The 15,168-nt window shown below is 63.6% G+C and carries 16 protein-coding genes; 2 read left to right on the top strand and 14 right to left on the bottom strand.

Annotated features, from left to right (window positions below):
• Positions 1–19: 19 nt before the first annotated feature.
• Positions 20–2,002, top strand: a complete 1,983-nt coding sequence (locus GU920_RS18110) for an ATP-dependent nuclease (protein WP_161768510.1) — start codon at positions 20–22, stop codon at positions 2,000–2,002.
• Between the two features lie 2 nt (positions 2,003–2,004).
• Positions 2,005–3,909, top strand: coding sequence for a UvrD-helicase domain-containing protein (locus GU920_RS18105; RefSeq protein WP_161768509.1), 1,905 nt, complete (start codon positions 2,005–2,007; stop codon positions 3,907–3,909).
• Positions 3,910–4,043: 134 nt separating this feature from the next.
• On the opposite strand, the gene GU920_RS18100 is transcribed toward GU920_RS18105, so the two are convergent.
• The 14 genes from GU920_RS18100 to GU920_RS18040 are packed head-to-tail and all read right to left on the bottom strand — an operon-like array spanning position 4,044 to position 15,150.
• A complete protein-coding gene (locus tag GU920_RS18100) occupies positions 4,044–5,120 on the bottom strand; it encodes a type IV secretion system protein (protein WP_161768508.1) in 1,077 nt (358 codons plus the stop codon).
• Positions 5,121–5,132: 12 nt separating this feature from the next.
• Positions 5,133–5,546: a hypothetical protein gene (locus GU920_RS18095; RefSeq protein ID WP_161768507.1), complete on the bottom strand. Its 414-nt coding sequence runs from the start codon at positions 5,544–5,546 to the stop codon at positions 5,133–5,135.
• Positions 5,543–5,737 (bottom strand): hypothetical protein, encoded by a 195-nt coding sequence (locus tag GU920_RS18090; protein WP_161768506.1) that lies wholly within the window; start codon positions 5,735–5,737, stop codon positions 5,543–5,545. Before GU920_RS18090 ends, GU920_RS18095 begins: the two co-directional genes overlap by 4 nt.
• A complete protein-coding gene (locus GU920_RS18085; RefSeq protein WP_161768505.1) occupies positions 5,724–6,719 on the bottom strand; it encodes an ATPase, T2SS/T4P/T4SS family in 996 nt (331 codons plus the stop codon). The genes GU920_RS18090 and GU920_RS18085 overlap by 14 nt, the downstream gene beginning before the upstream one ends.
• A 4-nt stretch (positions 6,720–6,723) precedes the next feature.
• Complete coding sequence (locus GU920_RS18080) at positions 6,724–8,103, bottom strand: TrbI/VirB10 family protein (protein ID WP_161768504.1); 1,380 nt, start codon at positions 8,101–8,103, stop codon at positions 6,724–6,726.
• Entirely contained in the window at positions 8,100–8,792 is a 693-nt protein-coding gene (locus GU920_RS18075; protein WP_161768503.1) for a TrbG/VirB9 family P-type conjugative transfer protein, read from the bottom strand. The genes GU920_RS18080 and GU920_RS18075 overlap by 4 nt, the downstream gene beginning before the upstream one ends.
• 3 nt (positions 8,793–8,795) lie before the next feature.
• Complete coding sequence (locus tag GU920_RS18070; RefSeq protein ID WP_161768502.1) at positions 8,796–9,449, bottom strand: virB8 family protein; 654 nt, start codon at positions 9,447–9,449, stop codon at positions 8,796–8,798.
• A gap of 16 nt (positions 9,450–9,465) precedes the next feature.
• A complete protein-coding gene (locus GU920_RS18065) occupies positions 9,466–10,275 on the bottom strand; it encodes a type IV secretion system protein (protein WP_161768501.1) in 810 nt (269 codons plus the stop codon).
• Positions 10,275–11,363: a lytic transglycosylase domain-containing protein gene (locus tag GU920_RS18060; RefSeq protein ID WP_161768500.1), complete on the bottom strand. Its 1,089-nt coding sequence runs from the start codon at positions 11,361–11,363 to the stop codon at positions 10,275–10,277. The genes GU920_RS18065 and GU920_RS18060 overlap by 1 nt, the downstream gene beginning before the upstream one ends.
• A 55-nt stretch (positions 11,364–11,418) precedes the next feature.
• Complete coding sequence (locus GU920_RS19385) at positions 11,419–11,595, bottom strand: hypothetical protein (RefSeq protein ID WP_201744235.1); 177 nt, start codon at positions 11,593–11,595, stop codon at positions 11,419–11,421.
• Positions 11,592–13,979 (bottom strand): VirB4 family type IV secretion/conjugal transfer ATPase, encoded by a 2,388-nt coding sequence (locus tag GU920_RS18055; protein ID WP_161768499.1) that lies wholly within the window; start codon positions 13,977–13,979, stop codon positions 11,592–11,594. The genes GU920_RS19385 and GU920_RS18055 overlap by 4 nt, the downstream gene beginning before the upstream one ends.
• Positions 13,969–14,247, bottom strand: coding sequence for a type IV secretion system protein VirB3 (locus tag GU920_RS18050; protein WP_131389993.1), 279 nt, complete (start codon positions 14,245–14,247; stop codon positions 13,969–13,971). The genes GU920_RS18055 and GU920_RS18050 overlap by 11 nt, the downstream gene beginning before the upstream one ends.
• Complete coding sequence (locus GU920_RS18045; protein ID WP_161768498.1) at positions 14,240–14,533, bottom strand: TrbC/VirB2 family protein; 294 nt, start codon at positions 14,531–14,533, stop codon at positions 14,240–14,242. Before GU920_RS18045 ends, GU920_RS18050 begins: the two co-directional genes overlap by 8 nt.
• On the bottom strand, positions 14,530–15,150 hold the full coding sequence (locus GU920_RS18040) for a lytic transglycosylase domain-containing protein (RefSeq protein ID WP_161768497.1): 621 nt from the start codon (positions 15,148–15,150) through the stop codon (positions 14,530–14,532). The genes GU920_RS18045 and GU920_RS18040 overlap by 4 nt, the downstream gene beginning before the upstream one ends.
• Positions 15,151–15,168 lie beyond the last annotated feature (18 nt).

The following is a 15,168-nucleotide window of genomic DNA, read 5'->3' as shown; positions in this document are numbered from 1 at the left end:
GCCTGATGGAAGAAAGCCTGTGCGTATCGAATCCGTAACCCTGTCCGGCTTCCGCTGTTTCGGTCCCGACCCCATAACCGTGCCGATCGCATCCGAGATCACGGCTGTCGTTGGTCCGAACGCAGCAGGCAAGACGGCGCTGCTTCATGCCTTGGCGAAGCTGTTCGGCGTGTCCCGTGCGCAGCGCACCGTTCAGCGATCTGATTTCCATCTTGGGGCAGATGACGATCCCGAAGGCCGTGAACCGAAGGATCTGTTCATTGACGTGCTGATCGGTTTGCCCGAGCTGGCTGACGGAACAGCAACGCCAGAAACGATAGCACCGTCGTTTCGACACATGCAGATTGCGAGAGCAGGTGATGCTCCGGTCTGCCGCCTGCGTCTCGAAGCGCGATGGGAAGATGACGGCACGGTCGAAGGCGAGGTTTCCCAAGACTTATTCTGGGTCGATACGCTCGACGACGATCCGGACGAGGACAAATGCCACCCAGTCTCGGCAGCGGATCGTGGTTTGGTTCAACTCTATTATACGCCCGCCAGCCGGGATGCGGCTGCCCAGATCAAGGCGACCACAGGCGCACTCGCTGCCCGTTTGCTTCGGGCTATCGAATGGTCATCCGAAACCACAGAGACGGTCGAGGAGGCTTCCGAGAATCTGGCGGGAGCCTTCGAGGACGAGCCAGCAATCGCTGCTATCGGCAGAGCCCTGCAAAAGCGCTGGTCCGGCCTCCATGATGATGTTGTCGATACGAAACCGCGGCTCAGCCTGGTCAGCCGCCGCTTCGAAGACGTGGTCAGCAAGATTGCCGTGATCTTCGAGCAGGGACCGGATGGCCAGGAACGCGGCCTAGATGCCCTCAGCGACGGGCAGCAATCGCTCTTCTATTTTGCGCTGGCCGCAGCAGTGTTCGATCTGGAGCGCGAGGTGGTCTCCGGAACGGTCGAGGGCTTCCGCGACGACACGCTACGTATTCCTGCGCTTACGCTCTTTGCGCTGGAAGAGCCGGAAAACCACCTGTCGCCCTATTTCCTCGCCCGGATCATTCGCCAAGTTCGCTCATTGACCGACGCAGGTGGCGCACAGGCCATCGTCACAAGTCATTCGCCGGCGGTTCTAAGCCGCGTCGATCCGCGTGAGGTTCGCTACTGCCGCTGTGACTCGAAGACGCGTGTTTCGACGGTCAAGAAGATCAAGATGCCGGCAGGTATCGATGAGACTGCCAAATTCGTCCGTGGCGCGATGCTGGCCTATCCCGAACTCTACTTCGCGCGGTTCGTCCTCCTGGTCGAAGGTGATTCAGAGCGGATCGTTTTGCCTCGCCTTGCCGAAGCGCTCGATCTCCTGATCGACCCCGCCTTCGTCGCGATCGTCCCCTTGGGCGGTCGGCATGTTCAACATTTCTGGCGGCTTTTGAAACAGCTTGGTATTCCGCACGCAACGCTCTTGGATCTCGATTTGGGTCGCGAAGGCGGCGGCTTTGGGCGGGTCAAGACGGCAATCGAAAAGCTCATCGAGTTTGGCGCGCCAAAGGCCGAACTCCTGAAAATCGACAAAGGCGTTCTCCCTGATGCCGACTTCGCCCAGATGCATACTTGGCAAGACGCGGAGGACCGCAAGAACCTCATGGCGTGGGTCAATAGTCTCAAGCAGCATGGCGTTTATTTCTCGGCACCGCTTGATCTCGATCTCGCCATGCTCGGAGCATTCCCCGACGCATACAAGTCGACCATTCCCAAGGGCGGAGGGCCTAAAGTGGCTGCCGATAAGGCGGCAGAGGTCGTGCTCGGGACGGCGGGGCCAGGAACTACGCTCTACACGGGGCCGTTTAAGGACTATCCGGCACTGCTGCCAGCCTATCGCTATCACTTCCTCACCAACAGCAAGCCGGCGACGCACCTCGCGGCCCTGACGCACATCACGAAAAAGGACCTGGTGGAGAAAATGCCGACCGTACTGGCCGAGGTCCTCAGGCACGTCGCAAAATCATTGCGGCGGGACTAGCCATGGCGGTGCTCTCGCTACGGGTTCGGCCAGATGATTGGAAGCCCGTGGGGGTGGACGCACTCGAAGCGAATGCGCTCAAGGTCGTCCGCTCGACGGACAACCGGTCTGTCATAGCCGGCCCGGGCGCAGGCAAGACGGAATTGTTGGCGCAGCGAGCTGCCTATCTCCTTCAGACGGGAATCGCACCCGCGCCTAGGCGCATACTCGCGATCAGTTTCAAGCGAGACGCTGCCACTAACCTAGCGGCGCGTGTCCGGCAACGCTGTCACCGCAATCATGCCGGACGCTTCGACTCAATAACTTTCGACGCGTTTGCCAAAGGATTGATCGACCGTTTTGGACAGGCGCTTCCTGATCGCTGGCGTCCACACCCCGACTACGAAATCATCTTTCCCAACGATCGGGATTACCGAGATTTCCTGTATCAGCAGGTCGGCACACCCCCAGCATCAGTGGGCACCTATGCTGACCTCCAAGGTATTGCAGTGAAAACATTTGAGCGGCGTCATCTGGTCGGATCACCGCTACCGTTGGACGGTTGGCCAAACCCGACGGTCGGCCAGTGGGCGGCGGATCGATTTTGGCAAACGTCACTCCATGAAAGGAAGAAAAGCGTCCTGTCATTCCCCATGATCGGCCGGCTCGCTGAACTGCTGTTGCGCGTCAATCCGATGGCGCGCGACGCGCTTCGTCTGACCTACTCGCATCTGTTTATGGATGAGTTTCAGGATACGACACAGATTCAATATGATCTGGTTCGCACGATCTTCTTCGGCACGGATACGACCATTACTGCCGTCGGCGACAACAAGCAGCAGATCATGCGCTGGGCGATGGCGATGGACGATCCGTTCGCCGCCTTCGATGCCGATTTCGCTGGCAAGCGGACACCGCTCTATAACAACTATCGCTCTTCGCCAGAGCTGGTGCGCATTCAGCATATCCTTGCACAAGCCCTGGACGCTCGCGCTGTAGAGCCAATCTCAAAGACCGCGATTACGATTGCCGGAGATAGTTGCGCGATCTGGGATTTCTCTACACCGGAGGTCGAGGCGGCTCGCTTGGCTGCGTTCGTTGCCTCCGAGATGAAGACACACGACCTCGGCCCGCGTGATTTCGTTTTGCTGGTTAGACAAAAGGCTGCCGACTATGCGGCCGTTCTTGAGCCGGCCTTCAATGCAGCTGGTATTCCGCTGCGAAACGAGGCCGGAGCCGTTGGGGCGGTCATGCTGCAAGAGTTGCTGGCGGAAGAAGTGTCTGAACTGGCGGTCGTTATCTTGCGCCTCGCCATGACTAAGCGCGCTGGTAGGTATTGGACGGAATGCCAAGAGGCGCTTGCGACTCTGCACGGCATTACGCCCGATGACGAGGCCGCGCGGTCCAGACTCGCCCATGAGCTTGACACCTACACGCTCAAGCTTTGCAAAACACATCCTACTCCGCCGAAGTCGAAGGCGGCGGCGCGAATGATTATTGACGACATTATAGCATTCGTGGGTAAAGACCGGCTGATTGCAGTTCACCCCGCTTATGGTCAGGGAGGCTGGCTGGAGAAAGTGTTGGATGCCGCTGCCGTGCATTTATCCGCGTGGTCAGTCAGCGGAGGCGACTGGTCAACGGCGCTAGACGCCTATGAGGGCGTTCACGCAGTACCACTCATGACGATCCATAAGAGCAAAGGGCTGGAATACCACAGCGTCATTTTCGTTGGTCTTGACGATGGCGCATGGTGGAGTTTTGCCAACGACCAGATCGAGGCCACGGCTGGTTTCTTCGTCGCTTTCACTCGCTCGAAGCAACGGGTTGTCTTTACCTACTGCGCTCGCAGAGGCGCACGAAGCAAGATTGCGACGCTGTACGGTTTGCTGGAAAAGGCCGGCGTTAGAACATTCTCGATGACTTGACTTGAGGCGCAAATGTCTGGCGAATGAGGTGCGGACCCAGCCAAAAACTAGAGCGGGCAACGGACCTAAGGTCACCGGTTTTAGCAAGCTGCGCTGCAGCAACGCCGGGCCTGGTGACTGACGGCTAAGTGCCTTCACCGCCGCCCAAGTCGCGCCAGTCTCTCCAGCTGCGCCAACATCTTCGACCCCGTGTCTCCAGACCTTGCGCCGTCAGCGGAACCCGACTGCCCCATACCTTGCCGTGTGGGCATCTGCTGGACCCCTAAGAACTGCCGTGCCCTGAGGGCTGCGTACTCCGCACCGCTCGCGCCTCCAACCTGGTAGCGATTGTAGGCTTGCTGGCTGCCCAGGGCCGCGCGGGCGAAGCTGTAGGTGCCTCCGAGACCCCCGGAAAGGGCGGGCATCATGATGTTGCCGGAGATCGCCCGGACGATGAAGGGCGTCGCGATGATGAAGCCTTTCGCCATCAGAACCATCATGAAAAAGGGCAGGAGGGCCCCGATGTTGGAGGCCCCTTCCGGGTCGCCCAGCTCGGCGATGAGCGCCGAGGAGACCCCGGTGATGGTCGCGAAGACCCCCGCGATCACGATCGGGTAGATCGCGAAGGAAATGAGCGCGGAGAGCCACCGCGCGAAATAGTCCTTCGTCACCTCAAACAGCGTCAGGAAGATCATCACCGGGGCGATCCCGATCAGGAGCGCGATCATCAGGCGCGATGCCACGAGGATGAAGGCGGCCAGCCCGCCGAGGATCGAGAGCAGAAGCACACCGACAATGTCGAGCATGGCGCCGGCCATCCAGTTCAGCTCGGACCCGGCGGCATTCAGGTAGTTGCCGAGCTCCGCGATCAGCCGGTCGAATTCCTCGGCGAAGGTGCCTGAGGGACCTGGACTGCCGCCACCGACGGAGGCGACGAGCGCGCCGGCGATGCTGTCGATCCCGGACAGAATGGCAGAGGAGAAGGCGTTGAACTGCACCCAATTGGTCGCGAATATCCCGATGAGCCCGATCTTGACCGCAAGCCAGAAGGCCGTGCGGCCATCCATCGCCCGGTACTGGAAGATCATGTTGATGAAGACGAGGAGCACCACGAGCGTTGTCGCGACCACGAGGAGCGTGCCTACCGTTGCCGCCACGGATCCGAACTGCGTCTCGGCCGCGCTGTCGAGGTAGCTCTGGGACGTCTCGACGAAGTAAGTGACGATGCTCATCGGGGGGCCGCCTTACCAGTTACCCGCGGCTTCGCAGATGGCCTCGGCTGCCGGGCGGGCCGCATTGGCGCGGCGGTTGTAGCCCTCTGAGGCTTGCAGCATCTCCCATCGCTCGTCGCTGGCGTATCTCTCCCGAAACACCGCCTCGGCCGCGTCCCAGGAGGGGAACCGGGTCGCGCAGTCGCAACTGCCGGTCTCGACGACCCGCTCGAGGTTCTGGGCCCGGTAGATGTCCTGGACCAGCACGCGATGGTAGACTTGGCGGAGCGGGATTTCCTGCAACCAGAGCGGCTCTTCGGGCCGGTCCGGACAGACGTCAGAGCTGCGCTCGAGGCTCGGCATAAGGTTGCGCTCGGCGAGGGCGGGGGCAGCCGCCAGGCTTAGGGCCAGCGCGGTCAGTGGAAAGGTGCGCCGCGACCGCCTCATGCTGCGGCTCCGCGGGGCGTAGATTCGCGCTTCAGGAAGACCGTGTGCCCGACATTGGCGAATTCCGAGGTGCTGACCGACACTACCTCCCACCCGTCCGCGCCTTTCTGGTTCAGGCTGGCTCGCATCTCGGCAAGGCTGGTCTTTCGGGTCATGGGGAAAGACAGGATGTCGTATTCAAAGGTTTTCATCGGGCTGTCCTCTCTGCTCCGCGCCGGGCAGGTAGAATTCGGTGATGCCGCGTCTGCCGTCGTGACGTCCGGCCTGGATGATCACGTCGATGGAGTTCTCGATGTACTGGATCATGTCAGCATAGGTCATCGGGATCTCCGTTTTCAGCGCGGCGATCGCGAGCCGCTGCACTGCAAGCTGCGGGGTTTCAGCGTGCAGCGTGGTCATCGAGCCGCCATGGCCGGTGTTGATCGCCTCGAGGAAGGTCATGGCCTCCTTGCCGCGCACTTCGCCGAGGATGATCCGGTCGGGGCGCATGCGCAGCGTGGCGGTGAGGAGCACATCGGCGGATTGGAATTCCGCGTCACGATTGGCGATGAGGGTCACGGCATTGGGCTGGGTCGGCAGAAGCTCGGCCGCTTCCTCGATGGTGACGATGCGCTCCTCGGCTGGCACATGGGCGAGGATCTTGCGCGCGGCCACGGTCTTGCCGGTGGAGGTGCCGCCCGAGACGATCATGTTGAGCTTGTTCTCGACGCAGAAGGCCAGCGCGTCATTGATCGCGCCCGCGGCCACGACCGCGCGCAAGGCGCGCTTCTTTTCCACGCGCAGGTCTTCGAGCTTACGCTCCTTGCCATAGAGAAAGTCGAGCGCGATGCCCTCGAGCGGCAGGCTTGAGAAGAACCGCAAGCTGATCGACATGGCCGAGAGTACGGCGGGCGGGGTTATGACCTGTGCCCGGATCGGGCGGCCCTTGTAGGTGATAGAGACCGAGACGATGGGGCGGTCCTTGCTCATCGTCGTGTTAGCGGAGGAGGCGATCTGGTTGCCGAGGTCCCTGACCTGCACGGCCGTGAGCCTCTGGTCGAGCGCGCGCATGAAATGGTCGCCTTGGAATTCGCCCCAACAGGTCCCGTCGGGGTTGATGCAGATCTCGATGACATCGTCGCGGGCGGCGGCGTCGATCCGGTCGAGCGATGTCTCGAGATAGCTGAGCGACATGGGGTCAGAAGATCTCCAGATCGCGGTCGACCATGACGGTGACGCGCGCGCCTTGGTCGACGTAGATGACGGGGCCGATCGAGAGGTAATCGCCCAGGACGCTGTCCGTGGCATCGGCCAGATCATCGCCCACATCCTCGAGCGCGTTGGCGGCCGTCTCATTCGAAACCTCGGAGGCGGCGGCACTCGGTGCGGCGGAAATCAGCGAGATCAGGGCGGCCGACCCGAAACGCTCGGCAAAGCGCGTGTCCACGAAACCTGTGACACCGGAACGGCCGAGTTCGTCGCCCCCGAAGGAGCTGATCTGGACGGTCTGGTTGTCGGGCAGGATGATCCGGTCCCAGGCGATGGTGACGCGGCGCTCAGCGATATCGACGCCGGCGCGGTAGCGCCCAATGAGGCGGGATCCGCGAGGGATCAGGAGGCGCGTGCCGTCGACGCTGTAGACATCCTCGGAGACCACGGCCCGAGTCTGGCCGGGCAGCGAACTGTCGAGGGCGGTCTCCATGACGGCCTGGATCATGGTGCCCTGGATGATCGTGTTGGAGGGATTGGCGATCACCTCGGCCTGCGTCACCGTCGAGGGCAGTGCGCCGTTCAGAACGAAATCCGTCACTTCGCCAAAGCTGCGCTCTGCAAGCTCTGTCTCGGCGGCGCCGGATGGGCCGCCGAAGGCGATGGTGGGCGAGGCGATCCGCCGTTCCTGAAAGGCGCGTTCTTCTGCGGCGCGCCGTTCCAGATCGGCCAGCCGCCGGGCTTCCTCTTCGCGGCGCAACCGCTCCTCTTCGCGTGCGCGGAGTTCATCCTCCGTGGGTCCCGAAGGGGCGGGTTGCGGGCGGTTAGCCTCAAGCTGGGCCAGTTCCAGATCCATGCGGAGCTGTTCGAGGGTGCGATCCCGGGCCGTCAGTTCGGCCTGGAACTGCTCCTGTGCGGCTTCCGAGGCGGCTTGCAGGGCCGCGATCTGGGTAGTCAGCGCGTCAATGGCCTCGGCCGCGGCAGTGTTGTCCTCGACGATCGCTTCGGGCGCGTTACGCAATTCCTCGATCTGGGCCCGTAAGGCGCTGATCTGTGCCAGCAGCTCGGCATTGGGCTCGAGAGGGTCCGGCGCGACGAACACGACCTCGGGCTCAGGCGGGGGCAAGGTCTCGATGGCACCAAAGCCGTCCCCCTCGCTTTGGAAGACATCCGGCGTGGCCGTGGGCAGGGCCACCTCTTCCTCGGGCTGCGCGAGCACATAGAGGAGCGCGCCGCCCGCGCCGATGATGCCGACCATGACCAGTGCAAGGAGAGGCGATCGGCGCGGCGCCGCCCTGGGCGCACGGGCACTGCCTTTCTCCAGGGCAGCAAGGCGCCTTTCCAGTTCGGGGTTTTCGGTATCGCTCATGAGGCCTCCGCGGGCGGGATCGCCTCAATGCAGACCAACTCTTCGCCGAGGCGCAGGACCCATTGGCGGTTCACGCCGGAGACACGGATCACCCCGTCCTCGGGGGCCTGCGTGTTGACCGTGCGTTCACGGCCGTTCGCGTAGCGGAAGATCGCGGGCAAAGGCGCGTTCGGTGGGAAGGCGAAGTAGGTGAAGGTGCCGTCATCCCAGACCCGGGTCGGGGTGAACTCGGTCTGGGCACTGGCCCCGTAATTGTCATTGGGGGCTTGCGCCGCGATGACACGGCTCGGTCGCGCCTCATCCTCCGGATAGCGGAACTGCACGACATAGAAGGTCGGGCTCTGGGCTTCCTCGACGTTGAAGTAGTAGCTGCGCCGGTTCGTGTAGACCGTCACGTTGGTGTGGACGCCGCGCGCGACGGGCTTGATCGCGAAGGCCTGTCCGCCCGGCACGCCATCGATCTCGAAGCCCTCGGTGTCGCCCGCGATGACCGAGCGGATGCTCTCCCCCTCGCCGAACTCGACGGTGGTGACATGGGTGAGCGAGACGCTGATGCGGTAGACCTGTCCTTCCTGGAAGGTCGCCACCCGCACGCGGCTGTCATGCGGGCCGCCGCGCGGGATGGCTTCGGCGAAAGCGAGGCCCGGGATGAGGGCAAGCCAGAGAAGGAGCAAGCGAAAACGAGACACGGGTTAATTCTCCAATCTGTCGGAGCGGATGGAATATTCGAGCACGGTGAACCCGAACGGGTTGGTCCAGACCTCGTCGATGGAGCGGCGGGTCTCGGGGCGGAATTCGAAGAGGAGGGTCGCGGTGAAGAGCCCGGTCTGGGTGCCGTTGATGGAAGTCAGGCGTTTGCGCAGGCGCACCGTGGCGCGATTCAAACCGATCTGGGTGATGCTGAGGATTTCCACATCGAGCCTGGCGTTCGGCCCATAGACGGTGGGGGGATAGTCCGCAGTCGCGCTGTTCCAGAGCTGGCGGAGCCCGCTTTCGGCGGCCCCGTCCGAGCGGCGCAGGACGCTGCGGATCCGCAGATCGTTGTCGAGCTGGTTGTAGACCTCCCGGTCTGTCACGTAGCGAAAGACCTCTGCCTCGATGATCGCCTGGTTGGCGGTCACCGAGGTTGCGCCGACCGAGGCCTCGGGGAGCGCAAAGCCGGTGGCGGGATCATAGGGAACAACGACGGGTGGCGGGTCGACATCGAGGATCGCGACGGCTGCAGCACTCAGACAGCCGATGATGCCGAAGACAAGGCCGGTCAGGCCAAGGCGCTGCCAGAGCCGTTCTCGGCGCAGCGCGCCATAGACCAGTTCTTCCTCGATGATTTCCTGTTCACTCGCCACGCGTCACACCCCGCACTCACTCAGCCCGCAACTCGGGCAGGGTGAAATCCATGAAGCGCTGTTCTTCGGCGATGGTGGCCGCGTCGATCACGCCGCCGGTGCCGTCGCCCACGGTCTGGATGGCTTCGAGTTGCCACATGGCCACGAGCGCAATGGCGAGCTCCGCCGTTACGCGGGTGTTGAGATCGATGCTTTCCTTGAGCTCGTCCATGTCGTCGATGAGCCCGACGAGACGGTCGACCCGTTCGAGCGACTGGCCTGCATCATCATAGCTGTTCTGGGCGGCGGCCGAGACGAGCGCGCCGGTCGTGGCTTGCGTCGCCACGCGGTTGGCACTCGCATTGTCGCTGCGGGCCATTTCCGCGAGCGTGTCTTCGTCGAAACCGAGATCGGCCAGCACCCGGTCCATCTGGGTTTCGATCTCGGTGGCGCCGGAGCCCGAGAGGCTGGAGAAGTCGCCGGTCTTGATGGCCTCGATGGTGGCGAGGATGTCGCCGAACTCCTGGTCGAGGAGGCCGTTCAACTCCTCTTCCATCTGGGTACGGATGATTTCGGGGAGCTCGGCGAGACGGGTCAGCGCCTCGTAGGTGCGCTGCAACTCGGCGAGTTGTTCCGTGAGGGTGGCCAGCTGTTCGCGAAGCTGGACCAGCTGCTCGTTCTGCAGGATCTCGTCTTCGATCATCTGCCGCAACTGCTGGATGCTCTGCGCGATGTTCTGGGTGTCGACGACGGGCACGCCCTGTGCTGCCGCCGGGGTCATGGATGCGATGTGCAGTCCAAGCCCAAGCAGCGCGGCCAGGCACGTGTTCCAGAGGACAGGCTTCATCACTCAATCTCCCTGATCGAAGAATCCATGAAGGTGTTTTCCGCCATGCGGGCGCTCGCCTGGGCCAGTTCTTCGGCGGAGAGCACGCGGGTGCGGGCTGCTTGAAGCCGGATACGGGCGGCGACGAGGCGCACGAGTTCGGCGCGGGCATAGGTGTTGAGCGCGATGCTCTCCTGCACGTCTTCCGTCTCGGAAATCCGCTCGACGATGTCGGCAATGCGCAGCGCGGCCTGGCGGATCGCCACGGGCGCATTGGTGCCGTAGAAGGCCGCCCCGTGACCCGTGAGGGAGAGATTGGCGTTTGCGAGATCGGCTGGGTCGATCGTGCCGAGCGCATCGATCCCGCCGATCCGGCTCAGATAGAGATTGTAGCGCTCCGGGATGACCTGCACGTAATGCTGGGTCTCGCGGAAAGGCGGGACGCCGCCATATTCGAAGACCCGCCCGGGCCCAGCGTTATAGGCAGCCAGCGCGAAGATGATGTTGCCGTCGAAGGTGTCGAGCTGGGCCGCGAGGTAGCGCGCGCCGCCATGCACCTGCAGATAGGGGCTCGAGAAGTATTCCGGGTTGATGCCGAGATCGCTGGCGGTGCCCGGCATGATCTGGGTGAGACCATAGGCGCCAACGGGGGAACGGGCGTCGATGGTGAAGCGGCTTTCCTGCCAGATCAGCGCTTGCAGGAGAGCGCGCCATTGGACGGGGGAGAGGCGTGCGCGGGTCACACCGGCAAAGCCGCTGGTCTCCTGGGCCACGCGGATGATGAGCTCTTCTACGTTCTCCGCGGCGTCGCCGAACATCTGCGCGCCGCCGGGATTCGGGTCGATCTCGCCCGTGCCGTAAACCGCCTCGACGGAGCGGTCGGGATCGCCGCTGCCACCTTCCAGCCCCGAGACCATGGCAGGCAAGCCCTGACCCCCGAAGCTGGTCTGGGCGTTGAGGATGCGTTGCAGGGTGGCGAGTTGCTCCCGTTCAATCTCCGCAATGAGTTCGCGCACGGCAAGCTTGTCGGCTTGCAAGGCCAGATCGGCCTCGCGGTCGCCCGTCTGGACGATATCGCGCGCGGTCAGCCCGCTGTCATCGGTCGGCACGCCTTGGGCGGCAACGAGACCCGGCAGCAGACAACACGCGAGGAGATGGGGGAGCCTAGACGTCAATGCCGCCCTCCGCCGCCCCAAGCGGCGCGAAGTTGCAATCCGGGGCTGTCGCGCCCGCAGCACCTGTCGAGGCGAGAAAGGAAAAGCAGTTGGCCCGCGGCTCGCGGTACTGCGCACAGGAGGCGAGCAGGCCGAGGGCTGCCAGGGACAGGAGAATACGGATCATGAAAGTCTCCAGAAGTCCGGGCGGTCGCGGTAATCGGCGCCGACGAGTGCCTCGCCTTTCTCCATGCCGCCGAGGATGGTGAGCGTGGGACCAAGCGCGCTCAGATCGGCATCGACGACGATCGAGCCCTGATCGTCGCGGATCAGCGCCAGGCGGCTGCTGCTGCCCGTGTTGAGAAGGACGTCGAGCTCCTTCTCCGTAAGGTTCAGCATGGCGTAGTCCGAGGCACTGGCGCGGATATTGGGGAGCAGGATCTGCGTTGGCACCGCCTCGACGATGGTCTTGCCGGTCCGGGTGCGCTCGAGCTGGCTGGCGTATTGCGTCATCATCACCGCGACGGTGTTCTGTTTGCGCGCGGTCACCAGCCAGTTCGACAGCCGCTCGGCGAAATACGCGTTGTCGAGCGCCTTCCAGGCCTCGTCGATCACGATGATGGTGGGGCGGCGGTCCTCGATCTCCCGCTCGACCCGGCGGAAGAGATAGGAGAGGACCGCCATCCGCTCCTTGTCGGCCTCGCTGTCGAGGATGCCGGTGAGATCGAAGCCCACGACATCGCCTTTAAGCGAGAAGGTGTCCTCGAGGCTCTGCCCGAAGATCCAGCCATAGCGGCCGTCCTCGGTCCATTCGAGGAGGCGCTGGTGCAGATCGCCGCCATCATCGGTGGAGACGAACAGCGACGCGAAATCCCGCCAGTTCCGCAAGGCGGGGTTGGTCGCCTGCGCGTTCTGGCGCACGACCTCCTGGATGCGGTTGGTCTGTGCCGGGGTCAGGGGCTTGTCGGCGCGGTAGAGCAGCGTTGTGAGCCAGTCCGAGAGCCAGGCCGTGCCGCGCGCATCGGTCTCGGTCCAGAGGGGGTTGAGGCCCGTGGGCTGACCGGCTTTCAGGGAGGCGTAGCGCCCGCCATTGGCGCGGACGGCCATCTCCATGCCGAGGCGGTAGTCGAAGACGAAGATCCGGGCGCCCGCACGACGGGCCTGGGTCATCAGAAATGCCGAGAGCACCGATTTGCCCGAGCCGGGCCGTCCCATGATAAGGGTATGCCCGCTCGTGGGTTCTTTGTCGGGCGAGCCCTGCTCGTGATAGGAAAATCGGTAGGCGCTCTGCTCCGGCGTGGGCAGATAGGTGATGACCCGGCCCCAGGGGGTAAGTCCCGCGGGTTTGCCGAGCTGCGTCCGGTGGAATGCCGCGAAATCCGCGAAGTTGCGATTGGTGACGGCACTCGCGCGGACGCGCTTGGGCTGGTTGCCGGGATGCTGGCTCAGGTAATGCGCCTTGGCCGCGATCCGCTCGCCGATCATCTTCACGCCTTCGGTCGCGGCGGCGTTCACGATCTCGGCGCTCAGGGTTTGCAGCTCTTCGAGCGTGTCGCAAAAGAGCGTCACGACCATATGGTGCTCGCCGAAGCTCTGGCGCTTGGCTTCGAGATCATCGGCGGCGATGTCGAGGGCTTCCATGAGCGAGAGGGCGGCGTCCTGGCTCGCCTGCATCTGCCGCTTTTGCCGCTTGATGCGGCCCGCCATGAGGTTCGAATTGATCGGCGTGAAGGACTGGGTGACAATCATGTCGACCGGCAGGTTCAGCATGTCGAACATGGTGCAGGAGGTGCCTTCGGAATATTCGCCGATGGTAAAGCTCTTGCCGTAGCGATGGCCCACGACGCCTTCCGAGAGCTCGAAATGATCGCCATGAAACGTCACGCGGGTATTGGCGACGTTGAAGGACAAAAAGCCGTAGGTGTTCGCCGGGTAGAGCGGCAGCTCGGTGCCCGTGTTCAGCGCGCCCAGAAACCCCACCAACTCCCCCGATGCGGCCGAGAGGAGCCGCGGCTTGAGCTCGGTGAGGCCCGAGAGGAAGACGTTCACAGCCTCGCCCAGGCGCTGCAGGCGTTTGCGGGTCTCCTCTCTCAGGCGGTCCGGTGCGCTGCGGCTGAGGAACGGTAGGAGGCTTTTGGGGGGTGGGCGGTGAATGACGGTGAGCGTCAGCGTCTTGTCGCGCAGCCCGCTGGTCGCGAGTTTCGCGCGCCAGCGCCGGTCGACCTCACCTGCGAAGCTGTCCTCACGGATCGGGTCGAGATCCGGTTTGATGGCCTTGGAGACCTTGTGGACGTAATAGCTGAATTCCGGCCCGAGCTGCGCGACGATGCGGGCAAAGAGCGCCGTCACCTTGTCGAGATAGGCATCGTCCGTCGTGTAGCTGTTGATCCCCTCGAGCCGGATGCAACGGAAGAGCTCGTTGACCCGGGTGCGCACGGTCTGGTCATCGACGAGGCTCACATAGGGCAGCATATGCGCGAGGCGGGTCTCCCGCGCATACCACTCTGGCGTCATCGTGCGGGGATCAACCGGGGCGTCGAGCGCTGCATCACGGGCGTCATCACGGGGCATAGCTGTCCCCACCGTGGATGGAGCGGTTGCGCGTGGGCGGTGTCTCCTGCAGCGACGTCATCATCACGTCGATGAAGCGCGGGTCCCAATCGGCCGCTTTCCAAAGCACGGGATATAGCAGGCCGGCCACACCCAGCACCGCAATATGCTGGACCCAGACGAAGAGAAGCACCGAGCCGAAGAGCCAGACCATCGCATACATGATGGGCAGGCCGAGGAGCTTCGGCGGGCGCACGAGCCCTAGAAAGAGGGGCGAGCGTTCAGCCACCGGCAAAGACCGCAGCAACGATGGTGGGGGCTGCCGCAACACCTGCGATGCCGACAAGCACCCAAAGCGCCTGGCGCAGATCGATGATGTTGAAAAACCAGCTGAGAAAGACCCCGAGCACGGCCAGCGTCGCGATGACAACGCCAAGCGGGCCGGTCAGCGCATCGACGATGCCCTGCAACAAGCTCTGGATCGGGGAGAGGTCGATGCTCTGGGCGAGAGCAGGTCCTGCCACGACTAGGAGGAGCGCAAGGGTAACGGTCAGGAGGGTGGAAATCGGTCTCATGAATCTGATCCTTCCAATCGGGCCACGACGGCGAGGACACGGGCCACGTGGTTCTGGGTTTCCGGGTAGGGGGGAATGCCGCCATAGCGGCGCACCGCGGCGGGTCCGGCGTTGTAGGCGGCGAGCGCCAGCTGCGGATTGCCGAATTCCCGCAGCATCAAGGCGAGGTAACGGGCCGAGCCGTCGAGGTTCTCGAAGGGGTCGGTCGGGTCGACGCCGAGCTCTTCTGCCGTCTCGGGCATGAGCTGACCCAGTCCGATCGCACCGGCGGTCGAGATCGCCTCCTGCCGGTAGGCGCTTTCGACCTCGATGTTGGCCCGGTAGAGCAGGAGCCAGTCGGTCACGGAGAGCGTGGCGCGGCGCAGGCCGGGATGGCTGGCATAGCGCAGCCCCGTCGCTTCGATAGCCGCCAGCACCTCGGGGCTTGGCAAAGCGCGGGGCCGTTCAACACCTGCAGAAGGATCGGTGTCGGGATCTCCCGAAGCATCTGCCGTCCCAAGGATCGTCAAGCCCCGGTTCCCTGGGCCCACGGCAAACCCATCCTGATAATGGCGCGCGAAGCTGTCTTGTGAGCGGGAGGGGGTGAGAGAGCCGTCGCTCTCCATCACCAGGACCATCTGCGCCGCGGCCGGTGT

The sequence above is a fragment of the Paragemmobacter ruber genome (assembly GCF_009908315.1).
Taxonomy (GTDB): domain Bacteria; phylum Pseudomonadota; class Alphaproteobacteria; order Rhodobacterales; family Rhodobacteraceae; genus Paragemmobacter; species Paragemmobacter ruber.
The sequence above is the reverse complement of the archived record's forward strand: the minus strand, read 5'-3'. Positions and strand labels throughout refer to the sequence as shown.